Source organism: Lactococcus sp. (genome assembly GCF_036648155.1).
GTDB lineage: Bacteria > Bacillota > Bacilli > Lactobacillales > Streptococcaceae > Lactococcus > Lactococcus cremoris.
This window is the reverse complement of sequence record NZ_JAVXIY010000006.1, coordinates 57,179-83,477: the sequence shown is the minus strand read 5'-3', so window position 1 is coordinate 83,477 and position 26,299 is coordinate 57,179. Positions and strand designations below refer to the sequence as shown.

The 26,299-nt window shown below is 35.4% G+C and carries 25 protein-coding genes, 1 pseudogene and 1 other annotated feature; of the genes and pseudogenes, 6 read left to right on the top strand and 20 right to left on the bottom strand.

Annotated features, from left to right (window positions below):
- Position 1: 1 nt before the first annotated feature.
- The 4 genes from RSC39_RS07220 to RSC39_RS07205 all read right to left on the bottom strand — a co-directional run bounded on the left by RSC39_RS07220 (position 2) and on the right by RSC39_RS07205 (position 2,390).
- Positions 2-337: a ribosomal-processing cysteine protease Prp gene (locus RSC39_RS07220; RefSeq protein ID WP_011676089.1), complete on the bottom strand. Its 336-nt coding sequence runs from the start codon at positions 335-337 to the stop codon at positions 2-4.
- A 2-nt stretch (positions 338-339) separates the two neighbouring features.
- Positions 340-654: a 50S ribosomal protein L21 gene (rplU, locus tag RSC39_RS07215; RefSeq protein WP_003130644.1), complete on the bottom strand. Its 315-nt coding sequence runs from the start codon at positions 652-654 to the stop codon at positions 340-342.
- A 39-nt stretch (positions 655-693) separates the two neighbouring features.
- Positions 694-767 (bottom strand) — a sequence feature (ribosomal protein L21 leader region).
- A gap of 56 nt (positions 768-823) precedes the next feature.
- Positions 824-1,999 carry a DUF998 domain-containing protein gene (locus RSC39_RS07210; protein WP_021037141.1) on the bottom strand — a complete coding sequence of 392 codons (1,176 nt, stop codon included), beginning with the start codon at positions 1,997-1,999 and terminating at the stop codon, positions 824-826.
- Positions 1,992-2,390, bottom strand: coding sequence for a DUF1934 domain-containing protein (locus RSC39_RS07205; RefSeq protein WP_011835340.1), 399 nt, complete (start codon positions 2,388-2,390; stop codon positions 1,992-1,994). Before RSC39_RS07205 ends, RSC39_RS07210 begins: the two co-directional genes overlap by 8 nt.
- A gap of 172 nt (positions 2,391-2,562) precedes the next feature.
- Between RSC39_RS07205 and RSC39_RS07200 the strand changes: the two genes are divergently transcribed.
- The 3 genes from RSC39_RS07200 to RSC39_RS07190 all read left to right on the top strand — a co-directional run bounded on the left by RSC39_RS07200 (position 2,563) and on the right by RSC39_RS07190 (position 5,278).
- A complete protein-coding gene (locus tag RSC39_RS07200) occupies positions 2,563-3,906 on the top strand; it encodes an HD domain-containing protein (protein ID WP_332536178.1) in 1,344 nt (447 codons plus the stop codon).
- A gap of 52 nt (positions 3,907-3,958) precedes the next feature.
- A complete protein-coding gene (yidA, locus tag RSC39_RS07195; RefSeq protein ID WP_332536176.1) occupies positions 3,959-4,774 on the top strand; it encodes a sugar-phosphatase in 816 nt (271 codons plus the stop codon).
- 138 nt (positions 4,775-4,912) lie between these two features.
- Positions 4,913-5,278, top strand: a complete 366-nt coding sequence (locus tag RSC39_RS07190; RefSeq protein ID WP_011835343.1) for an iron-sulfur cluster biosynthesis family protein — start codon at positions 4,913-4,915, stop codon at positions 5,276-5,278.
- A 32-nt stretch (positions 5,279-5,310) separates the two neighbouring features.
- On the opposite strand, the gene RSC39_RS07185 is transcribed toward RSC39_RS07190, so the two are convergent.
- The 9 genes and pseudogenes from RSC39_RS07185 to RSC39_RS07145 form a co-directional block, all read right to left on the bottom strand.
- The gene (locus tag RSC39_RS07185) at positions 5,311-6,084 is read right to left on the bottom strand and encodes a Nif3-like dinuclear metal center hexameric protein (RefSeq protein WP_096816059.1); all 774 of its coding nucleotides are present in this window, start codon (positions 6,082-6,084) and stop codon (positions 5,311-5,313) included.
- Positions 6,081-6,770, bottom strand: coding sequence for a tRNA (adenine(22)-N(1))-methyltransferase TrmK (locus RSC39_RS07180; RefSeq protein WP_332536172.1), 690 nt, complete (start codon positions 6,768-6,770; stop codon positions 6,081-6,083). Before RSC39_RS07180 ends, RSC39_RS07185 begins: the two co-directional genes overlap by 4 nt.
- The gene (gene nth, locus RSC39_RS07175) at positions 6,763-7,419 is read right to left on the bottom strand and encodes an endonuclease III (protein ID WP_063282310.1); all 657 of its coding nucleotides are present in this window, start codon (positions 7,417-7,419) and stop codon (positions 6,763-6,765) included. Before nth ends, RSC39_RS07180 begins: the two co-directional genes overlap by 8 nt.
- A 21-nt stretch (positions 7,420-7,440) precedes the next feature.
- Positions 7,441-8,109 (bottom strand): DnaD domain-containing protein, encoded by a 669-nt coding sequence (locus RSC39_RS07170; protein ID WP_011676080.1) that lies wholly within the window; start codon positions 8,107-8,109, stop codon positions 7,441-7,443.
- 268 nt (positions 8,110-8,377) lie between these two features.
- A pseudogene (arsB, locus tag RSC39_RS07165) lies at positions 8,378-9,418 on the bottom strand (ACR3 family arsenite efflux transporter).
- A gap of 15 nt (positions 9,419-9,433) precedes the next feature.
- Positions 9,434-11,095 (bottom strand): FAD-dependent oxidoreductase, encoded by a 1,662-nt coding sequence (locus RSC39_RS07160; protein ID WP_332536168.1) that lies wholly within the window; start codon positions 11,093-11,095, stop codon positions 9,434-9,436.
- A gap of 16 nt (positions 11,096-11,111) precedes the next feature.
- Positions 11,112-12,827, bottom strand: a complete 1,716-nt coding sequence (arsA, locus tag RSC39_RS07155) for an arsenical pump-driving ATPase (protein WP_332536165.1) — start codon at positions 12,825-12,827, stop codon at positions 11,112-11,114.
- A 13-nt stretch (positions 12,828-12,840) separates the two neighbouring features.
- Complete coding sequence (gene arsD / locus RSC39_RS07150) at positions 12,841-13,236, bottom strand: arsenite efflux transporter metallochaperone ArsD (protein ID WP_332536163.1); 396 nt, start codon at positions 13,234-13,236, stop codon at positions 12,841-12,843.
- 14 nt (positions 13,237-13,250) lie between these two features.
- On the bottom strand, positions 13,251-13,574 hold the full coding sequence (locus RSC39_RS07145) for a metalloregulator ArsR/SmtB family transcription factor (RefSeq protein ID WP_063282305.1): 324 nt from the start codon (positions 13,572-13,574) through the stop codon (positions 13,251-13,253).
- A 212-nt stretch (positions 13,575-13,786) separates the two neighbouring features.
- Between RSC39_RS07145 and RSC39_RS07140 the strand changes: the two genes are divergently transcribed.
- A complete protein-coding gene (locus RSC39_RS07140) occupies positions 13,787-14,647 on the top strand; it encodes an AraC family transcriptional regulator (protein ID WP_332536160.1) in 861 nt (286 codons plus the stop codon).
- Between the two features lie 75 nt (positions 14,648-14,722).
- Here the strand turns inward: RSC39_RS07140 and ygjK are convergent, their stop codons facing one another.
- The 3 genes from ygjK to pyrE form a co-directional block, all read right to left on the bottom strand.
- Positions 14,723-17,056: an alpha-glucosidase gene (gene ygjK / locus RSC39_RS07135; RefSeq protein WP_332536158.1), complete on the bottom strand. Its 2,334-nt coding sequence runs from the start codon at positions 17,054-17,056 to the stop codon at positions 14,723-14,725.
- Between the two features lie 630 nt (positions 17,057-17,686).
- Positions 17,687-18,982: a dihydroorotase gene (locus RSC39_RS07130; RefSeq protein ID WP_332536156.1), complete on the bottom strand. Its 1,296-nt coding sequence runs from the start codon at positions 18,980-18,982 to the stop codon at positions 17,687-17,689.
- A gap of 141 nt (positions 18,983-19,123) precedes the next feature.
- Positions 19,124-19,753, bottom strand: a complete 630-nt coding sequence (gene pyrE / locus RSC39_RS07125) for an orotate phosphoribosyltransferase (protein ID WP_332536154.1) — start codon at positions 19,751-19,753, stop codon at positions 19,124-19,126.
- A 72-nt stretch (positions 19,754-19,825) separates the two neighbouring features.
- On the opposite strand from pyrE, the gene RSC39_RS07120 reads away from it, so the two are divergent.
- Positions 19,826-19,975, top strand: coding sequence for a hypothetical protein (locus tag RSC39_RS07120; protein ID WP_155723362.1), 150 nt, complete (start codon positions 19,826-19,828; stop codon positions 19,973-19,975).
- A 128-nt stretch (positions 19,976-20,103) separates the two neighbouring features.
- Here RSC39_RS07120 and RSC39_RS07115 read toward each other — a convergent pair whose 3' ends face one another.
- Both RSC39_RS07115 and RSC39_RS07110 read right to left on the bottom strand, forming a co-directional pair.
- The gene (locus tag RSC39_RS07115) at positions 20,104-22,011 is read right to left on the bottom strand and encodes an ABC-F family ATP-binding cassette domain-containing protein (protein WP_332536152.1); all 1,908 of its coding nucleotides are present in this window, start codon (positions 22,009-22,011) and stop codon (positions 20,104-20,106) included.
- A 172-nt stretch (positions 22,012-22,183) separates the two neighbouring features.
- Positions 22,184-22,576, bottom strand: a complete 393-nt coding sequence (locus RSC39_RS07110) for a Spx/MgsR family RNA polymerase-binding regulatory protein (protein ID WP_063282300.1) — start codon at positions 22,574-22,576, stop codon at positions 22,184-22,186.
- 223 nt (positions 22,577-22,799) lie between these two features.
- On the opposite strand from RSC39_RS07110, the gene RSC39_RS07105 reads away from it, so the two are divergent.
- Positions 22,800-23,450, top strand: a complete 651-nt coding sequence (locus RSC39_RS07105) for a redox-sensing transcriptional repressor Rex (protein WP_011835356.1) — start codon at positions 22,800-22,802, stop codon at positions 23,448-23,450.
- 185 nt (positions 23,451-23,635) lie between these two features.
- Here the strand turns inward: RSC39_RS07105 and radC are convergent, their stop codons facing one another.
- Together radC and glmS are read right to left on the bottom strand one after the other, a co-directional pair.
- Positions 23,636-24,319 (bottom strand): DNA repair protein RadC, encoded by a 684-nt coding sequence (gene radC / locus RSC39_RS07100; RefSeq protein ID WP_332536149.1) that lies wholly within the window; start codon positions 24,317-24,319, stop codon positions 23,636-23,638.
- 118 nt (positions 24,320-24,437) lie between these two features.
- The gene (glmS, locus tag RSC39_RS07095) at positions 24,438-26,255 is read right to left on the bottom strand and encodes a glutamine--fructose-6-phosphate transaminase (isomerizing) (RefSeq protein WP_332536147.1); all 1,818 of its coding nucleotides are present in this window, start codon (positions 26,253-26,255) and stop codon (positions 24,438-24,440) included.
- Positions 26,256-26,299 lie beyond the last annotated feature (44 nt).

The following is a 26,299-nucleotide window of genomic DNA, read 5'->3' as shown; positions in this document are numbered from 1 at the left end:
ATTATTGCCCTCCATTTTCAAATTTAAGTGTAATGTACTGACCATAGCTTTTCTCAACTGCTTTCATCGAATTTGCAAAAGCTTCGAGCAAAGTTTGAGCCAATACGCCTTGTTTTTCAGGTATGCTCAAAGGAATTTCAACATACAAGTAACCATCTTCCGTTTGAGTCACAGGTTTAATGTGAGCCATCTCGTAGATATTATTTGCAGTCGTAATTGATAGAACGCTGACCGCCGCACAGACTACATCGTGTCCGTACTCGCCAGATTCAGCATGTCCTGAGATTTCATAAGAAACAATCTTGTCTCTTTTTGTCCTGATACAAGCTTCAATCATAATTAAGCGTTAACTGATTTGATAACAACTTTAGTGTATGGTTGACGGTGACCTTGTTTACGGTGTGAGTGTTTTTTAGGTTTGTATTGGAAAGTAACAACTTTCTTTTGCTTACCATGTTTTTCGACTTCACCAACAACAGTTGCGCCTTCAACGAGCGGTGCACCAACTTTAGTTGTTTCGCCTCCGACAAAGATAACTTCGTCGAAAGTAACGGTTTGACCAGCTTCAACATTGAGTTTTTCAACGTAGATTACTGAACCTTCTTCAACTTTAACTTGTTTACCACCAGTTTTGATGATTGCATAGTTTGACATTGTGATTCCTCCTTGTTAGATTTCATCGCTTTTAAGTCAAGCGACTGTTAGACTCGCCTTTGTTCGTGGGCTTACGCCACTTATTACGAAACTTCGTGCGGTTGCACTTTATGAGACTTCACAAAGACAACTATATTATTATACTACTTCTTTTGCGACTTTTCAAGTCTTATTTTTCACTTTTTTCTTCTATACCATTAAGTGAGACCTGATATATTTTTTTTGTATTCCAAAGCATATTGATAAGCGTATTAACCAATAAGAGTAACCAAGCAAAAGAAAGGCTAAACGATAATATTTCAAATGCAGTCAATGTCAAATAATGTATTGGATGCCATAATACATAAGAAATTAAAATAAGAGCAACAATAAAATAGGACATTCGATATAAATTAGGGTCGGCATTTGGTAAAAACCAACGAATTCCTAGTATTGAAATAGCCATAAATAAGACAATTAATTGAGCAACAATATCATGAGCAATATGCATCCAACCTGGGTCATTGGGAATCAATCCCACTAAAGCAATAGAAATTGCGCAGAGTGTTAGTAAGACTTGTAAAATATTTTGACGATAATGACTTCCTGCTTTTTGACGAAGAGCAACAAAAATATAATCAATTAATGCCGCAAAGAGAGCCGCAGAAACAATCAAAGTCAGATTAAATTGCCAACTCGAACGAGAGGCCTGAGTTCCAAGTAAACTAAAGTTTCTTTGCCACCAATATTGATTCCCATTAGTAGCCATACTTGAGACAAATCCGCCGACTGATACAACTAAAAGCATCGTCACCATCATGTTAATCGAAAAAGTATCCACAACAAAAATCATGACATAATTAATGATTCCAGAAAAAATTGTAAAAAGTAAGGTTGATGTAAATAATCCAAAACTTACACCATAAAAAATTTGTCCTAAAAACCAAAACAACCCCATTGTCGCTAAGATTACAATCAATAAAACTGATAGGGTAACTGTGGCAAAAGTACGCCAATAACTTCTTTTGGTCATTTGTTTATAAAACTCTTTACGTCTTGAAAAATATGCCGAAATAAAGGTCAGCATCCCTACCGCATTCGCAACGGTAATTACTGCGGTTGCCAGTGATTCATTACCTGAGAGTGCAATAACGTGTGGATGTTTTAAAACAAAGGCAAAGATAATAAATATTAGAGCTGAAATAATGGTAGGGATAATGAACCATTTTGCGGCCTTATCTGATTTTCGAGCATTGACTTTACGAATCGTGAAACTGTCTGCTGCTAAATCAACGATTTCAATTTCTTCATTTTCCTGAAGGTCTAATCGCTCGTATATTTCTTTGGGGAGATGTATCTTATCCATTTTTTCTTCCTTTCGCTTCTTCTGTCCAATCAATTCTAAGGTGATAATCAGCAATTTTTTGGGCACCTTGCGAAAGTTGATAATTAATTTTGATAATTTTTCTTTCTTGATCAATACTCAAAGTATTTGTAAAAAGAGAAAGCTCACCCAACCCCTCATATTCGGTTAATGTCGTACCTTCCGGTTGAAAATGCATTTTGATTGGTCGCTTGGCAAAACGAGTCATAATAACTTCATCCTCGTCAATTTTGAGAAGCACCTTCTCATTTGCCGCGTTCTCGTATTTAAGCAGAGTTTGTAAATTAACCTTTTTAAACTCTCCTTGATATATTTCCTTGACCATTTCTTCTTGCTGGTCAATTTTAATTCTATTCCTAATTATAATTTCCATAATAACATTTTACTATATTTCGATGAATAATAAAAACATAGTAGTAAGCGAAAAAATCCTGATGATAAGGCTCTGCATTTTAAGATAAAATAGGGTATAATTAAGATAAAATAAGGAAAAGTTTGATTATTTTAATTTAAAATTGACCTTAAAATTTAGAGGGGGTTTTGTTTTGGAAAAAGTCTTTCGTGACCCTGTTCATGATTATATTACAGTGACACATCCAGTAATTTCTGAACTGATTGATACTGCTGAATTTCAGCGTTTAAGACGAATTAAACAGCTTGGAACATCAAGTTTCACTTTTCATGGAGCTGAACACACGCGCTTCTCTCACTGTCTGGGTGTTTATCATATCGCCAAACGTATCACAGATTATTTCAGCTTAAATTTTCCTTTGGAATGGGATCCTGACGAAAATCTGGTAACACAATGTGCCGCTCTTTTACACGATGTTGGACATGGAGCTTATTCACACACTTTTGAAGGTTTATTTAATACAGACCATGAAGCAGTCACTCGTGAAATCATTACTTCACCAGATACAGAAATTAATGCCATTTTACGCAAGGTATCTGCTGATTTTCCTGAAAAAGTAGCTTCTGTCATTTCACATGAGTATCCTAATCCTCAAGTTGTTCAATTGATTTCCAGTCAAATTGATGCTGACAGAATGGATTATCTCCTGCGAGATGCTTATTTTACTGGTGCAGTTTATGGACAATTTGATTTGACCTGGATTTTAAGAGTCATCGTTCCAACCGAAAATGGAATTGCCTTTAAATATTCGGGAATGCATGCGGTCGAAGATTATATTGTCAGCCGTTATCAAATGTATATGCAGGTTTATTTTCATGCTGCCTCACGTTCAATGGAAGTTTTACTGCAAAAATTACTAGCCCGCGCTAAATTTTTATATAATCTTCATCCTGATTATTTCGCATTGAGCAGTCCTTGTCTCGTCCCATTTTTTGAAAAAAACCATAATTTAAAAGATTATTTACGACTTGACGACGGGGTGATGAATACCTATTTTCAAGTTTGGATGAGCCACGAGGATGAAATTCTTGCTGATTTAGCTTCTGCTTATGTCAATCGTCATTTGCTGAAATCAATTACTTTTGACCCTAAAGCCGTGGAGCTTAAAGATTTAGATTTTTTATCTTCTTTAGTAGAAGAGGCTGGATTTAATCCTGACTATTACACTGGGATTCATAGTAATTATGATTTACCTTATGACTTTTATCGACCAAGTTCTGAAAAACCACGTACTGAAATAAAAATTCTACAAAAAAACGGTTCGCTGACAGAGCTGTCAGTACTTTCTCCACTTATTAAAAGTTTGACAGGAACAATTCACGGAAACAGTCGTTTTTATTTTCCAAAAGCAATGCTTGAAAACCCTAAATTTACAAAATACATCGTCAATGACAGCTTAATTACTGACAGCATTCAGCCTACCGAAATTGCTGACAAGGCTGTCAGTCAACAATTATCACTTGATGATAATCTTTAAGTACTGACCCAAAATTTATTATATTATATAGAAATTAGAAAGAGATACTCTTATGATTAAACTCGTTGCTATTGACCTTGACGGAACTTTACTTGACCCAAATCGCCAAATTACTGCCGAAGTAAAATCTGCTGTTAAAAAAGCCAAAGCGGCTGGTGTTAAAATTGTTATCACAACTGGTCGTCCTTTACCAGGTGTAGTTGACATCCTTAAAGCACTCGAATTAACTGACCAAAGTGATTATGTCATTACTTACAATGGTGGATTGGTCCAACGTGCAACAGGTGAAGAATTTATCAAAGAAACGTTAAGTTCCGAAGATTGGTTAGACCTTGATGCGGCCGCCCGCAAGATTGGTCTCCCTATCCATGCGATAACCCGCGAAAGAATCTACACTCCGAATCATGATGTTGGAAGATACACCGTTCAAGAAGCTCAAATGGTAAAAATGCCACTTTATATTCGTCAGCCAGAAGATATCGCTGCTTTAGAAATTGCTAAGGTAATGATGGTTGATGAACAAGAGGCACTTGATGATGGAATTGCTTATCTTCCCTTTGAATTTTTCGAGCGTTATAATGTGGTCAAATCAACACCCTACTATTTAGAATTTATGAATAAAAAAGCTAGTAAAGGGTCTGCGGTTAAACACTTAGCTGAAAAACTTTCTTTTGATTTAGATGAAGTCATGGCCATCGGTGATGAAGAAAATGACCGTTCAATGCTTGAAGTTGCTGGTTGTCCCGTTGTAATGGAGAACGGAAAAACCGAACTGAAAAAAATTGCTAAGCACATCACAAAATCAAATGCCAAATCTGGTGTTGCTCATGCCATAAATGAATGGGTTTTAAAAGATTACCAAGCTTAATTAGCAAATTTATAAGCATTATTGTTTTCTCATCAACCTTGAAAGGTTATAATAAGATTATAGAAAGATATCACAAGATATCAGATAGATAAGTTTATCTTCTATCCTATTCTTTTCATTATCTAGGGAGGTAATAAAATGAAAATTACATTTGATGAAAAAACAGCTGCTAAAATTAAAGCACTTGGCGATGTTGATTTAGTTTTTGATTTTGACCATACTTTGAGTGAAGTGAATACTGAGGTTGATGCTTGTGCTGGTGGAATTTCTCGTTATCGTATTGTAGCGGTAGAAAAAGGGAATGTTCCAGAAGAATTTGATGCAAGTATTGATTCTGAATTTGGCCCAATTTATTATAAAGGTTATGGTTCTTATTTCTTCCAAGATGAAATGTCAACCAAAATCAACACTTCTTATAATTTGATTGAGTTACGCAGTACTGCTGAATTACTCAGTCCCAACTTGTTAATTGTTGACTTCCGTGGAAAACAAAAAGTGAGTTGATAATTAAAAAAGACCCTCCAAGAGGGTCTTTTTTATATATCATAAAATGGATTTGTCTTTTCTTGACTTTCATAAATCTTGACATCTGTACCAAAAGATCGAAGTTTATCAGCGACTAAACCGATAAATTTCTGCTCAATATAGTGTCCAGGGTCTATTCCAATCAGACCGGCTGACAGCATATCATGACCAACATGATAATAAATATCCCCTGTCAGATATACATCAGCTCCTTTAGCTAAAGCTTTCGGCCATAATTTCCCACCAGAGCCGCCACAAATTGCCACTCGTTCAATTTTTTGAGTCAAATCATGATTATAAGTGACAAGTCGTAGTCTATCTAATTCAAAAACTTCTTTCACTTTTTCTGTCAGCACTGACAAATCTGTACCTTCAATATTTCCGACACGGCCCAATCCTTCATCATCATCCAGCACCTCAACATCAGTAAGTCCAAGTAATTGAGCAAAATAATCGTTCAATCCCCCCTTGACAACATCAATATTGGTATGACTAGTATAAACGGCAATACCAGCTTGAGCCAAATCTAAAACTAATTTTTCTTGGTTATCCATTGAAGTTAGAGCAGTCAATGGCCGAAAAATCAAAGGATGTTTAGCAATAATCAAATCTACACCCAGTGATTTTGCTTCTGCTACTGTTTGCTCACGAATATCCAAGGTCACCAAAACTTTTGTCAGTTCTTGTTCGGGATTACCAACTTGTAATCCAACTGGGTCTCCTTCAACTGCCAGCTCTTTTGGACAAAAGCTTTCATATTTAGACATAAATTCAGAAATCTTCATTGAAGAACCTCCTTTATTTTGGCAATTTCTGTCAAAACTTCTTCGCGTTTTTCAGTTTGTTCATCAGGTAGACGGTCAATGATTTTATTCAAAGTATTCAATTCTTTTTGCCATTTTTGTTGGAAAATAACCGATTTTTCTTTGGATAAAAAAGGACCAAACAGTAAATCATTTGCTGACAAGACCGGATTTTCATTTGTAGTAGGTTCTGCAACAATAATTTCGTAGAACTTGCCTGCCTCTAATAAAATTTGTTCCGCCTTTATGACAAATTGATGCTCTGTCAGCCACTGACGCAAGGTATCCTCATGATTATTTGCTTGTAATATCAAACGCTTAACAGAACTTAACTTACCTTTACCCGCTTCCAAGATTTCAGAAATTAAAATACCGCCCATACCAGCAATTACAATCGTATCAATCTTATCAACATTCTCGATGGCCGCTAAACCATTCGCCAACCTCACTTGAATATTCTCTTTTAAATTTGCTTGTGCAACATGGTTTTTAGCAATTTCAAAAGGACCTTTGACTACTTCACCAGCCACCGCAAATTCAACTTCATTTTTTTGTACAAGATATGTCGGTAAATAGGCGTGGTCTGAACCGATATCAGCCAATCTCGCCCCTTTATCAACATAGTCAGCAACTGCTTTCAAACGTTTTGAAAGTTTAATTTCATTCATTTTCTAAATATTTCTTTCCAAATTTACAATAATCTAATACGGGACAACCTGCACACTTAGGCTTTTTCGCTGTACAATGATAGCGACCAAAGAAAATCAAGTGATGATGAGATTGAACCCATTTATCTTCAGGAATCAACTTCATCAGTTTTTCTTCAACTTCTAAAACAGTCGCTTTTTGCGCAACAATATCCAATCGCTTAGAAACTCGCTCAACATGTGTATCAACCGCAATCCCTGGGATTCCATAAGCTTCCGCTAGAACAACATTAGCCGTTTTTCGCCCGACTCCAGGTAGAGTCTGTAAAAGCTTTTTATCTTTCGGCAAGTCTGGTAAAATCCCTCCGAAGTCCGCCACTAACATTTGTGAAGTTCGCAGAATATTTTTAGCTTTAGTTTTATAAAGACCGATTGTTCGAATCAGCACTTCAATCTCTTCTACTTTAGCTTGTGACATGGCTTGAGCATCCGGAAAAGCAGCAAAAAGTGCCGGCGTCGCCTTATTGACTCCTTTGTCAGTTGCTTGAGCAGATAAAATTGTCGCAATCAATAGTTGAAAAGGCGTCTCCCAAACCAGCTCTCCATGTGCTTGGGGAAACATTTCTTCAATGATTGCTAAAGCTTCAAGATATCTTTTTTTACTTAACATAATGTTTGTCCATTATCTATTTTATCCATTCCAAGGTCCATCTAAAGGAATGTAAAAATCTTCTTGCGGTTTCTTTCTTTTAGCTTCTTCACGTTCCATTTGACGACTTTCAATCGCTTGAACTGAATTAACCCCATCGTTTTTCCAATTGCGCAAAATAGCTTTTATGTAGTTTAATGATACTTTGCGATTTAAAACCGCTTCTCGTAAGGCTTGTTTTATCAAAGACAAGTCATAACCATCCTCAAAAAGCCAAGCACGCAATTCTTCCATTTGAACAGGAGAAATCATCCCCATTTCCGCCTCAAACATGCTAATCAACTCTTTAAGTTGACCTTCATCTTGAACTTTTTTATCCTCTGCTTTAAGATTTATCGCTGGAGAACCCACTAGTTCATCTAAATGCTTGAAGGCTGGACTAATATCAAAGAAAGTTTCCATTTCTCCATCAATCTCAATCAATGTAACTTTCATTGCCCCAAATTTGGACAAACTATCAATCGCCTGATTAACCTCAGACATTTTTTTCCCAGTCTTATCCGCAATCTCGCTGGGCGCAATTTCTCGATTTTCAAAAAAGTATAACCATACTAAAAAATCAAAAGCCGAAGGGAAAAGTTCACTAAAATGTGACAAAATCACCGTTGGTAAAACTAAATGCCCTTTGCTATATTCATCGTAATAATTCATAGAACTATTATAGCATATCGTGCTAATAAGGTTCAATGTGGTCTAATCAAAACATCATTAAAAATCGTAACTTACTTAGTTATAAACAAATAATTTTGTCTCTAAGTTATCCAACATGTTTAGCTTAAATATTTAATAAATCTTAATCACAGAGAGTCTTTGACGTTAGAGGAGCTCACTAAAAAATACTCGCAAGAGGAGTATTTTTGTTACCTTCTATTTTATCCGGACCATTCAATAAAGTTTTTAAAAACTCTTAAAGAACACTTTACATAATTTCACACTTCGAAAATGATTTTTCTTTTAACTTCAAAGCCACATTAACTAAAGCAATCATAACAGGAACTTCCACTAATGGACCAATAACCGCCGCAAAGGCTTCTCCCGAATTAATTCCAAATACACCTACCGCAACTGCTATGGCAAGCTCAAAGTTGTTGCTTCCTGCTGTAAATGATAAAGAGGCTGTAACAGGATAACTTGTCCCTATTTTTTTAGAGAGAAAGAAGGAAACAAAGAACATCAATACGAAGTATAGAAGCACTGGAATTGCTATTCTAACTACATCAAATGGAAGCTCTACTACTTTTTCTCCCTTAACCGCAAACATGATAATGATTGTAAACAAAAGAGCAACCAATGTTATACGACTAATTTTTGGAATGAATTTTTCTTCAAATCATTCTTTACCTTTTAATTTAATCAAACCAAAATGAGAGATAATCCCTGCAATAAATGGAATTCCCAAATAGATAAATACTGAGGTAGCAATCTCACCAATTGTTATATGTACTGCAAAATTTCCTAAGCCTAACCATTTTGGAAGCAAAGTCACAAAGAAATAAGCAAAGATTGAGTAAAAGAATACTTGAAAAAGTGAGTTGAAGGCTACAAGTCCTGCGGTATACTCACTATCACCCTTTGCTAAATCAGTCCAAACAATAACCATTGCAATACAACGTGCAAGCCCAATCATATAGCTTGGATAACCTTGTAAAAATACGACAGCAAGTATAAACATTAATATTGGACCAATAATCCAGTTTTGAACTAATGAAAGTAACAGAACCTTCCAGTCTTTAAATACTTTTCCCATTTCCCCATATTTTACTTTTGCTAATGGAGGATACATCATGAGAATTAGTCCAATGGCAATTGGAATTGATGTTGTTCCTACTGATAAGTCATTAATAGTGGTTGCAGCGCTAGGAACGAAGTACCCCAAAGCAACTCCAATTCCCATTGCTACAAATATCCAAAGCGTCAGATAACGGTCTAAAAACGACAGTTTCTTTGTGACTTGATTCATAATTGAGTTTTTCCTCTAATTTTTTTCTTGTTTTGCAATTTCTTGATAATTTTTATTTCCGCCTGATAAATTGTATACTTCTCTAAATCCTTCATTTCTCAAGATATTTTGAGAAGCATTACCAGTGACTCCCTTATTGCAGTAAACGATTGTCAATCTATCTTTATCAAGGATAGATGATTTTTCACGAAGTTCTGCCAGCGGAATATTAATTGCATTTGGTATCTGTTTCTTTTCATAACTTGCTTTTGCACGTGTGTCAATAATTGTTATATCTGCACTATTTTTTTGAAGTTCCATCAAATCATGAGGCGTTATTAATGGCGCAGTAGTTAAGGCATTGGTGAGTGCCATTCCTGTATATGCGACAGGGTCTTTAGTTGTTGAAAATGGTGGGGCATAAGCTAAATCCATATGGAATAATTTTTCGGCAGTTACCCCTAATGTTATTGTTGAGGCAAAGACATCTATTCTTTTATCAACACCTTGAGGACCAATAATTTGAACTCCAAGAATTTGATGTGATAACTTATCTGCGACTGCTTTGATAACCATTTCTTTACCGTGCATATAATCAGGTTTGTCTGGTTTAATATTGAATAATACTGCTATTTCGTAACCTTCTTCAATCGCTTCTTTTTCAGTTAATCCTGTTTGAGCAATGGTTAAATCAAAGAAGCGTAAGATTCCAGTCCCAAGCACACCTTGAAAGCGAAGTGGTCCACCTGTCATTGCATCTCCTGCAATTCTCCCCATCTTATTTGCAGTTGATGCTAAAGGTCGATATGTCGCTTTCCCAGTAATCACATGGAAACTTTCTGCGACATCTCCAACGGCATAAACACCTTCAATATTAGTTTCCATTGTTGTATCTGTTGCAATCGCTCCAGTTTCACCTAGCTTCACACCGATTGATTCTGCAAGTTGAGTGTTTGGTCGAACACCAGTAGCCAATATATACAAATCAGCACTAAGGACATTACCTTTACTTGTAATGACACTTTTTAGTGTCTGTTCTCCATTTGTTTCAGTGATTACTTCCTCAGATAGAAAATGAACATTTTGCTTTTCCATTTCATCTTCAATGCGAATAGACATATCCCAATCTAGGTGTGCCATTGGGTGTTTTCCACGTTGAAGCACAGTAACATCAAGTCCTCGTTCTTTGAGTTGTTCGGCAACTTCAAGACCAATATAACCTGCTCCTACAACAATTGCTGTTTTTGGTTTTTTATCATCCAAGAAAGATTTAATGTTTTTACCACTATTAATATTTCTTACTTGAAATACATTATCGAATGATTTACCTTGAAAAACTTCCGGTCTATGGTAAGTTGCTCCAGTTGCAAAAACAAGGATATCATAAGAATCATCAAATATTTCACCAGTCAAAAGATTCTTAACTTTGAGAGTTTTTGTTGAATGATTAATATCTAAAACTTCATGAGAAGTATGAATATCAACATTGTAACGTTTTTTAAACCATCGAGCATCACGAGGAGTTAACTCATCAAAATCACCAATTTCCCCACCAATAGCATATGGAATACCACATACTGCGTAAGAAATATCGGTGTCCTTATCATAAAGAGTAATCTCTGCACTCTCCGTATTTCTACGTGCCTTAGCAGCGACACTTGTTCCTGAAGCCACAGAACCAATTATAATAATTTTCATAGGATAATTATTTCCTTTATTTTTCAAAGTCAGCTTGCCATTTAGCTACTGCATAGTGTTGATTAGAAAGTTTAGCAACTTTATTAATCCATTCTACTTCATTTGATGCACGTGCTTTCAATACTTCATTCGAGGTATGAGTTGCACTCATGCTTTGGTTTACCAACCACCAAGTATGAGCAATATTCGCTCTATCTAAATCATCTGCTAATCGCATTGATTCATAAACTGGAGTGGTTTCTGGTAAAGTCACCATCAAAACTTCTGTTTCATTTGAGTTTTGTAATCTTGGTAAGAGTTTTTGAATTGATTTTGGAACTTCACCACTTGTCCGTTCAACCTCTTTCGCATAGCTTTGAGTTGATTCAAGTAATAAAAGGGTATGACCAGTTGGCGCAGTATCAATTACTACAATCTCATCATCTGCTTTCTCAACAATTTCAGCAAAAGCACGAAAGACTGCAATTTCTTGTGTACATGGTGATTCCAAGTCTTCTTTAACATAGTCAAAATCATCACCTGACATTGTTTCTCTTGCTTTGCTTAAAACTTCTTCTTTATATTCTCGAAGTTCCTTTTCTTCATCAATATGACTTAATGAGAGTCCGGAAGTATCCCCTAAATAGAAATTAAGATGGTCCGCAGGGTCTGTAGTAGCCAGATGAACTTTTTTACCTTGTTTTTGCAAAGCTTGAGCAACTTTAATCGCTACAGTAGTTTTTCCAACTCCGCCTTTACCCATTGTAAAGATAATTTTTTTACCAGTCTTAACAAAATCGTTAATCACCATTGAAAGATCTGGATATTCTCTCATTTCTGAATCAATCTCAGGCAATTCGGATTGAACTGTATCTAAGAGGATACGAAGCTTCTCTAACCCAGTCACATTATAAGGTCTGAGTGGAATAAAGAATTGTTCATATTTACTGAGAGAGTTAGGCAAATGCTCTAAATCATCTTCTTGTTGATTGGCAATAATCTTTGATACTTCATCATCTGCTTGAGTTAATAGTCCATTAATAATTAATTTTTGATTATTTATTCCAAGTTCCGCAAGTTCACCAGAAGCTCGATTGGCTTCCTCAATTGAAGCTTTTTGAGGACGTGTTACTAACATAAGCGTTGTTAGTTCACCGTTTGCTAATGTTTTTACTGCTCGTTCGTAACTTTCTTTTTTATCTCCCAGTCCTGAAAGTTGACCTAAGCACGAAACACCAGTATCATTTTCATCAAGGTAGTTAGACCATGCGGAAGGAAGAGCAAGCATTCTGAGGGTATGTCCAGTTGGTGCGGTATCAAAAATGACATAGTCAAATTCATTTTCAACGTCCTTATTTGTTAGGAAACCTGCAAATTCATTAAAAGAAGCAATTTCAACGGTACACGAACCTGAAAGCTGTTCTTCCATATTTTCTACAGCTGAGTCTGGCAGAATTCCTCGATATGGACCAACAATACTTTCTTTATAATCATTTGCCGCAGATACTGGGTCAAAATTTGCGACTTTTAAATTAGGAATTTCTGGAATTTCTTTTGGTTTATTGGTTAATTCTGTTTGAAATACATCTTGTAAATTAGAAGCAGGGTCAGTACTGACAAGAATCACTTTATGACCTGAATCCGCAAGACTTACTGCAGTTGCACAAGCAGAGGTTGTTTTGCCAACCCCACCTTTTCCTGTAAAGAATAGGTATTTAGTCAATTCTAATTTTTTTGGATCGTAAGCTTTCATCATTTCTCCCCTATTAACAACAAGCAGTATTTCCACCACAACATGAAGTATTTGCCTCTACTTTGACTTCTTCTTGAGAATTTGAGCAACAAGCACCTTTTTCAGTATTAATATCGCTTAGCCCAAGTTCTTCAGAAGTTGGATAGCTTTCAGTTTTGAGAATTTTTCCACCAATTAATGTGATTGGTAAAACATCATTTCCTTGCTTTTGTATGAGATTCAGAACTTTTTCGTTAACCACAAACGCTTGAGGGTTACTTGTAAGATTATAACGATAAGCTTTTACCTCCTCGTTCTCTTTCAATGTATCAAATAGGTTTGTAATACGAAGTAACTCTGAATCAACTGACGGACCACAAACTCCAGTAGAGCAACACATCGCAGCTTCAAAAATTTCAATTTTTTTCATTATCGTTCCCTTTCTTAATTAGAACAATTACATTTTTTATCAGTACCACACACACAAGTATCTTCGTTATGTGAGAATAGAGTCATACACATGCTTTGGAATTCTTTAGCAAAATCATCACTTAAAGTGTAGTAATTCCAAGTCCCTTTTTTCTCAACAGTGATAATTTCTGCTTTTTCTAAAACCTTCATGTGATGGGACAATGCAGGTTGTGAAAAATCAAAATGCTCTAATAGGTCGCAAGCACATTTTGTTCCACATGACAGCAGGTCGACAATTTTTAAACGATTTGGCTCAGCTAATGCCTTCAAACTCATTGCAATTCTTTCGTAATTCATAAAATCCTTTCCCAAACATAAACAAACGTTTATATATAATATAAACAAATGTTTATGTATTGTCAAATATAAACGAATGTTTATGTTATAGATCTGAATCTCATTTTAAAAAAAGAAGGGATTTTTATAAGTTACGTGCAATTTCATTAAATTAATTATTAATTGACTCTGACATCAAAATATAATATATTAGTAATAACATATAGAAATAGATGGACTATATCATGTTAAAACCATTCCAAAATGACGTAAGTATTCTAATCCAAAGTATTGCAATCGATGAATTTCAAGTTTGCGAGGTTGGTTATGAAAAATGCCAGCCTACAAAACCATTCGAATGCACCTCAATTGACTATTGGGTTTTGCATTATTGTACCGATGGTGAGGGATATTTTTCTACCCCTGAATCCCCTAAGTATCATATCACTCAAGGAGACCTGTTTTTAATACCTGCCAATTGTAGCAACAAGTATTATCCTAGTAAAACAAAACCTTGGAGCTATCGATGGGTTGGGTTTTCCGGAGTCAGTGCCAGTAAATATTTTAAAAGTTTAGGATTAAATTCTAAGAATTGTGTTTTAAAAAGTTCAGTAGACGAAAAATTAAATAATATCTTTGAACTGATTTATTTAGGAGTTGAGGAAAAAAATAATTTTTCAACCTTACGCTACTCATACACTTTATTCGAGTACTTGGCTCAAAAAACGGCTAAACAAAGAATCCAGAAGGCTCCAGAGAGTTTATTTGAAGATATTATTCTTTATATTGACGAAAAATATATGCACGATATTTCAGTAAATGAAATTGCTGAATATTATGAGATTGATCGTACACATCTTTATCGATTATTTAGACGTCATAGGAAAACTACTCCGAGTAAATATATTCAAAATTTGAGATTAAAAAAGGCTTGTTCCCTACTAAGAAAAAGTTCTTTAAGTATTACAGATATTAGTTGTTCTATAGGTTTTTCCTCTCCATCCTATTTTTCAAAATTTTTTGTTGATAGAATGAATACCACACCACTTTCTTATCGACGATCTTTTTTAAACTCTCTAGATAACCTTAAATAATAACAGCTGCTGATTTCATAAAAAAACTACTAAAAACATGTTTAGTAGTTTTTTACTTTAAAAAGGGGATCCCATTTACTGAATATCAAAGGCTGATTGTGCGGTTGAACTATTCCCTAAAAGTGAATTTTTATAAAGAAGATAGTAGGCCGATGCAGACCAACTAAAGTTTTTAGTACTTAATCCCTTTCCAGTTAGCGGATCATAATTTTCATAGATTGAACCTTCTCCCATTAGCCCTTCCGCATGAAGGAATAATTTCTCTGTCATTGCTTTTGCTTCTTTGTTATAGCCATAATTATGCAGCGCTTCTACTCCATAGAGTGCTTGATCTAACCAAACTGGTCCACGCCAATACTGAGTTGCAGAAAATTTTTGATTATCTTTTGAAGCGGTTGGGAACGGCAGATATGTATTAAACATATCTGCGTTCATCATAGTTTTCTTTACAGATTTGCCCTGAGCTTTAGAGGCTACTTTAGCCCATAATGGCATCCAACCCTCAGTTCCTTTGCCACGATTAACAAGTAATTTTGTCTTTAATCCATTTTCACTAATTTGTAAATCATAAAAGAAACCTGATTTTTCATCGTACATTTTACTTTGGATATATTCTTGCACTTTTTTGGCTTCTTTTTTATACTCTTTACTTTCTTTTTTCTTACCTAGTTCTGAAGCCATAGAGGATAAGAAACCTTTTTCTGCATAAAGATATGAATTTAAGTCTACGGATTCTTGATTAATTGAATAGCCAATTGTTTTACCCTCCTTTTTATTTTCAAATACTTGAACGCCGATATCTCCCTTTCCAGCTCCTTCTTTATCAAAACGTGTTGCATTATCCATTCCACTTTCCCAAGCTGCTGCCTCTATAACTGCCTCTTCATCAAGCATATTATTTCCATTGGTATCTTTGATAATTTTCCCATTTTCATCCGTTTGATATTGTGCTTCGCTCACCATACTTCCATATTCGGCAATACCATTTTTATCGTGGTCCCGATTAGAATACCACCAATTATGGTAAGCAACTAATTTTGGATACATTTCTTTTAAAAAGTCTTTATCTTTAGTTTCTTTAAAAATCTGCCAAACTGCCCATGCAGCGAGTGGTGGTTTAGAGTTTCTTTCATTCCAATTTCCACCTTCTCCCCCTCTTTCCTCATTCTGATTATAAAAGACTGCATCAATAATAGCCCCTGCATCTTGTGGCCGTACTGAGTCTTTCGGGGTGATTTGATAATCAAATAATGCGCGCATATTATTTTTAGCCAACTCAGGATTATATTCTGCAACCGCAACATCTGCTTTCCAAGAATCCCAAGCCCACATCCCTATAAACCACTTATAAGACATTGAAGGTATAATTCCGTCATGCTTGAAAGCTCCAGCTGCACTTCGCCAGTTAGTATTAAGTGTTTCGATAGATTTTACAATAGCATTCTGATATTCTGGATATTTTTTTACATTCTTATGGCTAAATGTCTTGTCTAAGTAACCTTGCCATCGCTTCTTGTTCTTTTTAAAATAATCAGAGGCATTCTTAGTATAATCATCAAATTTATTTTTCTCTGTCTCTAACTCTTTTTCTGTGAAGGTATAACTTTCTGTTGTCTTGGTTTCATAAGTCTTTCCAACTGCTAACGTAATATCCTTTGCAGTTGCTACATATTTGCCACCATCAATTTTCGTGCTCACCTTATCCGCGTGATGAATAGTATACCTCGTTGATTCAGTAGAAAAATAACTCCATTGTTCTCTCACTTTTTTGAACTGAACTTGAATCTCATTTCCTTCAGATTTCAGATGAGCTCCTGTTGAAATGATATCAGAACCATCAATCACTTTATCAAAGACACTTCCAGTCCAACTTGCCTCTAAAGTTATAGGTTTTTCTCCTGTGTTAGTAATACGCGTCTGAATAAGTGCTGTACGGTTACTAACAAAAATCAATGAAAGACGAAGGGTCAAATCTTCTAAAACGTATTTTTGCTCTAAACGTCCCGGAAAGTAATCTAAATCTAGCTTATTGCTCTGACTTAAATCATAAACTTCCCCAGTTTCTTTATTTTTAAGTGTCAATTTATTTAAACTTGCAGATAAATTTATTGGATATTCTTCTGCAATGATTAATGGACCTGCAAATCCACCTAACAACTCCTTATTATTTTTATCCGGCTGATAATAGCCGTGCCAAGAACCTAAATCCGAAAAATTATTAAAATAATTCGTATCATAAACTCCATGAGTACGCTCCGTTGGCGTCGCACTTAGGTCTAATAAATTGGAAAATTCATCTACTTTCGATTTTTCCGTACTTGCATGGGCTTTACTAGTCAGTGTCCCACAACTCAAAATAGTTAAACCTAATAATGTGTAAACTACTTTTTTCTTCAAACTTCTTTCCATAATAGCTCCTAAAAATTTCTAATCATAAATTATGACTACTAAATTATATAACGCTTACATTTCAAAAACAAGTAGATATGTTGCTAGAAAATTGTAATAATGTTGTTTATGATTTGAGGAATAAAATTTGAAAAATAAAAAGCTTATATTTTCTCTCTTCTTCTGGTTTTATAATTAAATCTTATAAACTATATAATAACCCTCCTTGTCTTTATTTTTGTAATTCAAATTTTCACCCTGAATACTACATATTTGATTTATTATTTTATTGGCTGTTATTCATTATAAGCTATTCTAAAACAGCACCCAGAAATCCAGCATTTAAATTACTAAAATTAATCAAATCTACCCATTCTTTTTAAATTACATTTTTGTAAGAAATTTTCATGCAAATTATTGCTATACTATATATAAATAAGAGATGCAGTCGAAAGGAAAAAAGAAATGAAAGTTCAAACAGAAAAAAATCAAACAATGGAAACTGAAGAATCAATCAAAAATGGCTTAGAAATCATCCATTCACTCAATGATTTACTTTATAGTAGCTCTTTGTTTTAAAAAGAGTTATAGAAAAGAAAGAAAAAACCCGAGGAAAGTATTTCCTTAGGGTCCTTTTTTACTATCATTCTATCAAAATACAATACTTTCTGTATTTTCATTTTGCTTGAAAACTATTTTCCCATCACAAATTGTATATTTAACTTGTCCTTGAACTTTTTGATGGATAAACGGTGAGTTGGTCGCTTTGGAATCAAAAGTTTCACCAACTTGATAGGTCTTTTCGGCATCAAATATCACAAGGTCAGCCGGACCAGCTTCTGCAAGGTAACCTGCATCAAAATCATATAATTTAGCTGGATTGACAGTCATTTTTGTCAGTAATTCGAGCAAAGTCAAATGACCTTTGGCAACCAAATTCGTCAAACCAAGTTGCAATGAAGTTTCTAAGCCAATCATTCCTGATGGGGCTTTATCAATGCTGACATTTTTTTCTTCATGAGTATGAGGGGCATGGTCAGTCGCAATCACATCAATTGTCCCATCTTTTAAGCCCGCAATAATTTTACTGATATCTGCATCTCTACGCAATGGAGGATTGAGTTTCGCATTTGTCCCTTGCTCAAAAATCATCTGTTCTGTAATTGAAAAATGTTGTGGTGTCACTTCTGCTGTAATTTTCGCGCCCAAATTTTTAGCAAATCGAACCACTTCGACAGATTCTCCTGCAGAAAGATGCTGTAAGTGCAAGCGTGCGCCTGTTTCATAAGCAATCATAGCATCACGCGCCATCATACTGTATTCTGAAACGGTCGGCGCTCCTGTGAAGCCACATTTATGAGCCACTTCTCCATCATTAACTCCAAGTGTCCCGATTAGATTTGGGTCTTCTTCATGAATCGAAAGCAAACGATCTGTTAGTTTGGCTTTCTGCAAGGCTTCCCGCAAGACTCCAGCGTCTGTCAACGGAATGCCATCGTCAGAAAAACCAATTGCCCCTGCTTTGATAAGTTCAGCAAAATCTGTCAAGTTTTCCCCATCAAAATCTTGCGTAATTGATGCAACTGCTTTAATCTTAATTGCTTCTTTTTTGGCAATTGCTAAAGTCTCTGTCAGTCCTTTTGGCGTAGATAAAATAGGTTTCGTATTGGCCATCATGACAACTGTTGTAAAACCACCTGCCGCTGCTGATTTTGCGCCACTATGAATGGTTTCTTTATGGGTCTGTCCTGGTTCACGAAAATGAACATGAACGTCAATTAATCCAGGAGCAATCACTAGACCGCTTGCGTCAATGATTTCAGCATTTTCTTCTGATAAGTTTATGCCAATTTTAGCTATTTTATTCTCTTGAATTAAAATATCTAAAATTTCATCACGATTTGATTTAGGGTCAATCAGACGACCATTTTTGATTAATAAAGTCATTTTCACCTTTCAATTTTACTGACAAGTCCTGTCATTTGCCAATTCAATAATTTCTGTGAGTTGAATCAAACTGACAAGTTGATATTTAACAGCAGAACTAGCAACTTTACTGACAATGTTATTCTATTTTCTGTCAGTAAATTATCCTTGCCAAGTTTCTTGATTTTCTTTGAATTTTTTGAGTAACTCTAGTTCTTCTTTAGTGACATATCCTGTTTCTTTAGCAATTTCAATCAACTCAGAATAATTTGTCAGTGTCGCCAATTTGACATCGGCATCAGCAAATTTTCTAGTCGCTTTTTCTAATTCATAAGTGAATATGGCAACCACACCAAGGACATCAGCGCCTTCACGTTCTGCGGCCGCGACCGCTTCTAAGACAGAACCTCCAGTGGAAATCAAATCTTCAACTACAACCATTTTTTGCCCTTTAGCCACACGACCTTCAACTTGATTGCCAGCCCCGTGGTTTTTTGGTTTACTACGGATATAAGCAAATGGTAATTTGAGATAGTCAGCAATAATTGCCCCATGGGGAATACCGGCTGTCGCAGTTCCAGCAATCACTTCAACTTCTGGAAATTCCGTTTTAATCAATTCCGCAAAAGCTCCTTCGATTTGACTACGAACTTCTGGATAGGCTAATGTCACTCGATTATCAGTATAAATTGGTGATTTAATTCCTGAGGCCCAAGTAAAAGGTTGACTTGGTGAAAGACTGACCGCCTTAATTTCTAATAAATCTGCAGCAATGGCTTTTGATATTGACATGATTTCTCCTTCTCAATTTACTGACAGAACCACCATAACGAACATGGATAACGTGCGACCCAATCGTGGTAATTGTCAGCAATAAAAAAACACCTGCCAAGAGACTTAGCAAGTGTAAAAAGTATCAAAACAAGTTCATTTTTACTGACAGAAAATCCTGTCAGTAAAAATAAAATTAGTTTTCCTGATTTCAACCTTGCTAGCCTCTCTGGACTAGTTTAAAAGTTACATTGCTTATTAGTTTAACAAACTTAAGAGAGATTTGCAAGTCTTAGTTTTTTCAATATTTCTTTATTGGCTTAGAAAAAAAGAATAGAAACACTATTCTTTTCTTCAATATCCTATGATGCTTACAAACTTTCTAATTCTTCCATTGCTTCTAAAAGCGCCATCTCTGTCTCATCTTTTTCATCATTAAGCAGGTCAATTTCAGCTTGTAACTCACCTAATTTCACAAAATCAGAAGTATTCTCTTGCATTTGAAGCATAAGTGTTTCGATTTTTATTTCTAACTCTGCTAGTTTTTCCTCACAAGAAGTAATTTCTCGCTCCACTTTTCGACGATTTTTTTGGGCTTCTTTCTGAGCCGTAAAATCTTGTTGAGCAAGACTTTCTACAAGCCCCCCATTGTCTGATTCATCACTTTGGGCTAACTGTTCTTCTTTTTTCTCAACATAATAGTCGTAATCGCCCAAAAATTCTGTACTTCCCTCTGGAGCGATTTCTAAAACTTTTGTCGCTACACGATTAATAAAGTAACGGTCATGGGAAACAAACAAGATTGTTCCAGGAAAATCAATTAAAGCATTTTCTAAAACTTCACGTGAGTCAATATCCAAATGGTTCGTAGGTTCATCTAAGACTAAGAAATTATCATGATTCATTGCTAATTTTGCAAGTAAAAGACGCGCTTTTTCCCCACCAGAGAGCATTCCCACTGTTTTCTTGACATCATCACCGCTAAAAAGAAAGGCTCCTAACATGTTGCGAATTTCCACTTCATTAAGCAAGCGATGTTCATTCCACAATTCGTCCAAAACGGTATTTGAAGTCGTCAAGCGCCCTTGTTCTTGATCATAATATCCCAAGGTAACATTGGCACCCAGTTTTGCTTGGCCAGCCAAAAAAGGGATTTGACCGACAATGGATTTGATTAAGGTCGTTTTACCCACACCGTTTGGCCCAACAATAGCCAAAGACTCCCCTTTGCGTTCATCAATATTGATTGGTCCAGATAGACGATTGTCTGAATAGCCTACCGTAGCCTCTGACACGGTCAGGACAACATTTCCTGAGGTTTTTTCCGGGGTGAAAGTAACATGAGCTGATTTGTCATCGCTCGTTGGTGCATCCAGTCGATCCATTTTTTCTAATTTTTTGCGACGCGATTGTGCCATTTTGGTCGTTGAAGCGCGCACTAGATTTTTGGCAACATAGTCTTCTAATTTTGCAATTTCTTTTTGTTGCTTTTCAAAGTTTTTAAGTTCTAATAGAAGTTTTTGCTCCCGTTGTTCGACATAACGTGAGTAATTACCAGAAAAACGAGTCAACTCGCCTCTTGATAACTCTAAAACTTCATTGACTACCTTATCCAAAAAGTAACGGTCATGGCTGACAATTAGTAAACTACCATCATAATTTTTAAGATAATTTTCAAGCCAAGCCAAAGTTTCAATATCCAAGTGGTTAGTTGGTTCGTCCAAAATCAACAGCTGTGGTTTTTCTAAAAGCATTTTCGCTAGGGCTAAACGCGTTTTTTGTCCACCTGATAAACTTGAAATTTCACGTTCCCACATCGACTCATCAAAACGAAAACCATTTAAAACTGACTTAATTTCAGATTCATAAGTAAAGCCGTTTTTCATGCGAAATTCTTCTGACAATGAATCATAGCGCTTCATTAAAAGCGTCAATTCATCAGCGGCAAGTTCTCCCATTTGCAGTTCCATTTGACGCAATTGCTTTTCCATTTGACGAAGCTGGTCAAAAACAGACAACATTTCAGAAAAAATCGTCCTTTGCGAATTTAAGCCAGTATCCTGAGCCAAATAATTCATGCTTAAGTCTTTTGTTTTTGAAATGGTTCCAAGACTTGCTTCTTCAACCCCAGCAATAATTTTAAGCAAAGTTGATTTACCGGCACCGTTTCGTCCAACTAAAGCTATTCTTGAATGGTCTTGTAGGCTGAAACTAATGTTTTCAAATAAGACATCGCCACCAAAAGTTCGTGCGATTCCATTTCCTTGCAATAAAATCATTATTATTAATCCTCTTCGTTAAATCTTAAACCTTTTTATCCCTGATTTTTTTCTTATATTTCATAGAAAAAGCAGTCCTTCTATTATAGCATTTAAACGATATATTTTGTAGTTTTCTCAAATAGTGTCATAAAAAAACCTATCAAATTTGATAAGTTTTTTAAAAATATTATTAAATTAAGATTAATCTTTCTCTTAATTCTACTCTACGAACTTCAGGTGGGATAAATGCTCTAATTCCGTCCTCATTGAAACCAATCAATAATCTTTGCTCATCAAAAATTAATGGACGTTTTAGAAGACGAGGATTTTCTTGAATCAATCTATAGGCCTCCTCTAAGCCCAATTCATCAAAATTATGGTTTAAGCCAGAGTAAGTCTTTCCTCGGGTAGCAATGACATCTTCCAAACCATTTTCTGTGAGAGACAAAATCTTGATTAAATCATCTTTCTCCATGATGTCTTTTATTAAATTAATTTCTTCAAACTCAATATGACGTTTATTCAACCATTTTTTGGCTTTTCTACAAGACGAGCACGAACCACTAAGATAAATTTTAATCATATATTCTCCCTATCTATTTTTTCATAATTCTATTCTACCATGAAAGCGCCTTAATTAAAAGAATAATATTAATATTTTTTAATCATTATCATTTTTCACTCATTTTTATTTGTTCTATCGTTCCTTTTGTTTGATAATTTCACAAATTTTTGATAAAATTATCACAAAGAAACTAATCATGATTAGTTTTAATAAATACGAATTACATTTTTGAGGTATAACAATGACTGACCATAAACCAAGCAAAAGCTTACCAAAAGCAACTGCAAAAAGGTTGCCACAATACTATCGACTTTTCAAAAGTCTAGTCGAAGAGAATGTGACACGCACAAATTCACAACTTATTTCTGAAAAAATTGGGGTAGATGCTGCCACAATTCGTCGTGATTTTTCTCTCTTTGGGGAATTAGGACGACGAGGCTACGGATATGAAACAAAAGTTCTTCGTGATTTCTTTGGAGAACTCCTTGGACAAGATCAAGAAACTCATATCGCATTGATTGGGGTCGGAAACCTTGGACGTGCGCTTCTTCATTATCAATTTCAAGACAGAAATAAAATGAGAATTACTCAGGCCTACGATATTTCTGGAAATCCACTAGTTGGGACTCAAACAGATGATGGCATTCCAATTTATAATATTTCTGATTTAGAAAAGAATGTTAAGAAATCAGACATAAAAACAGCCATTCTATCTGTTCGTAAGGAAAACGCTCAGGAAGTGGTTGATACCCTTGTTAAAGCAGGAATCAAAGGCTTTCTTAACTTTGCACCTATTCGCTTGAAAGTCCCTTCGGATGTTGTTGTTCAATCTATTGATTTAACTAAAGAATTGCAAACCTTGTTATTTTTCATGGGAGCTCAAGAAGAATAAAAGACAAGCAAAATTTTATCAAAACTATTAATGATACCTAGGCCTTCGTGTGCTTAGGTATTTTATTTTCAAGCCATCATCATTTTAATTTTTTCACAAATTTTTAGTTTATTATTTAGTACTAATTCCAGCATATCTTCAATCGAGTTAATCATTATTATTTTTCGGAAGTTAAGGCTAGTCAACTAAAATAAGTTGCTATCTTTCTCCCGAAAGCTATAATAATTACCCGCTCCCACAATAATATGATCAATAAAATTAATTCCTATATTATCACAAGCATTTTTTATTTTTTTTGTAAAAATTTTATCTGCTTGACTGGGTTGTAAATTGCCCGAGGGGTGATTATGTGCGACTAATAAACCAACCGAGAGATTTTTTACTGCATGATAAAGGATCTCTCGAGGACTAGCAGTTGCATGATTAACTGCTCCGATAAAAATAGTTTTCTTCTCAATAATCTGATTTTGTCCATCTAAATAGGTCGCGGTAAGATGTTCTTGCTCAAAATTTTGCATTTCAAAAGCAAGACTCATGCCATATTCTTTTGAACTTAAAACTTGACCATAACGTTTTCTGGTTGTCGTTTGTATTCTTTTTCCAAGTTCAATCATTGCTCGCAATTCAATAGCTTTTGTTTGCCCAATACCCGAAATCTCCTTGAGTTCACTTATAGATGCTTTGCGAAAATTATCCAATGTCCCAAAATGTTGCAAAAGTTCTAAAGCTAAATTCAATGATGAGTATTTTTTTCGACCCGTCCGCAATAATATTGCAAGTAACTCAACATCGGACAAATACTCTTCACCTAAAAGTTCTAAACGCTCTCTTGGTTGCATTGGATAAGATTTCTCTTTTAATTCGTACATACTTACTTATACGAAAAAACAAATCGTTTGTCACTGACAAATTAAAAAAATATAAAAAAGTTCTGACAGAATCAGAACTTTTTTATATTTTATTACTGACCTTTCTGTCAGTAAATTTTTATTCTACTGTTACTGCTTTAGCCAAATTACGGGGTTTATCAACATCAAGACCACGTTGCATTGAGGCATAGTAAGCAATCAATTGTGTTGGGATAACCATTGAAATTGCTGACAAATAAGGGTGAACTTGATTGATTACAATTGTATCATCTTCACGTGCCACTCCTTCTTCAACGATTGTAATTGCTGAGGCACCACGCGCCACAGTTTCCATCACATTACCACGAGTATGGGCTGCTACTTCTTCATTATTAGAAATCAAAGCAAGAACTGGAGTCCCTTTTTCAATCAATGAAATCGTTCCATGTTTTAATTCTCCAGCTGCAAATCCTTCACATTGGATATAAGAAATTTCTTTTAATTTAAGCGAAGCTTCCATTGCAACATAATAGTCTTGTTTACGACCGATATAAAAGGCGCTACGCGTTGTTGGCAATAGTTCTGATACAATAGCCGCAATCTCATCTTTTTCAGATAAAGTAGACTCAATAGATTGAGCCACTAAAGAGAGTTCTTTAACCAAATCAAAGTCTTTAGCTTTTGCTTGACCCTCTGCTTCCCCAACTGCCTTGGCAAGAAAGGCCAAAGTTGCAATCTGACCAGTATAAGCTTTTGTTGAAGCTACCGCAATTTCAGGACCAGCTCCAATTAACATTGTGTAAGTAGCTTCGCGAGACAAGGTAGAGCCAGGAACATTTGTAACAGTTAAGCTAGGAAGTCCTAATTCATTTACTTTTACTAAAACTTGACGACTATCTGCTGTTTCCCCAGATTGTGAAAGGAAGATAAAGAATGGTTTTTTGCTCAATAATGGCATATCATAGCCCCACTCTGATGCAAGACCAAGTTCAACAGGAGTATCCGTAAGTGCTTCAAGCATCATCTTCGCACCAAAACCAGCATGATAAGAGGTCCCAGCAGCAATAATATAGATACGGTCTGCTTCTTGAATGCCTTTGATAATATCTTGATCAACTTTCATCGTGCCATCTTCATTGGCATAAGTCGCAATCAGTTTACGCATGACAGCTGGTTGTTCATCAATCTCTTTAAGCATATAGAAAGGATAAGTTCCTTTTCCAATATCTGACAAATCAAGTTCAGCAGTATAAGAATTGCGTGAAATTATTTGACCTTCATAGTCCATCACTTCAACCTTATCTTTTGTCAAAACAACGAGCTCTTTATCATGAATTTCCATAAATTCTGATGTTTCACGAATCATTGCCATTGCGTCTGAACAAACCATATTATAACCATCGCCAAGTCCAATGAGGAGTGGAGATTTATTTTTTGCTACATAGATTAAATCTGCATCTTCTCTGTCCATGAGCGCGAAAGCATATGATCCTTGAATTAATTTCAAAGCTTTTTTGAACGCTTCAAGAGTTGGCAAATTTTCTTCTTCTGCAAACTTAGCAATTAAGTGAACAGCAATTTCAGTATCAGTTTGTCCTTTAAAGCTGTCATTCATCAAAAATTCATTTTTAAGTTCTACAAAGTTTTCAATGACCCCATTATGAACCAAAACGAAACGACCAGAACTTGAAGTATGAGGATGAGCGTTGTCTTCTGTTGGTTTTCCATGAGTTGCCCAACGGGTATGTCCAATTCCACTTGTCCCCGAAACGTCAATCCCAAGCTTAGTTCTCAAATCTGCAATACGTCCCACTGATTTAACTAATTTTGCAGCCGTTTTTTGACCATTTACAAAAATTCCTGCTGAATCGTATCCACGATATTCGAGTTTTTCAAGTCCTTGCATCAAAATATCAGTTGCATTTTTGCTACCTACAACACCAACAATCCCACACATAATAAAGCTCCACTTAACTCACCAATTAAATTGGTACAGTTAAT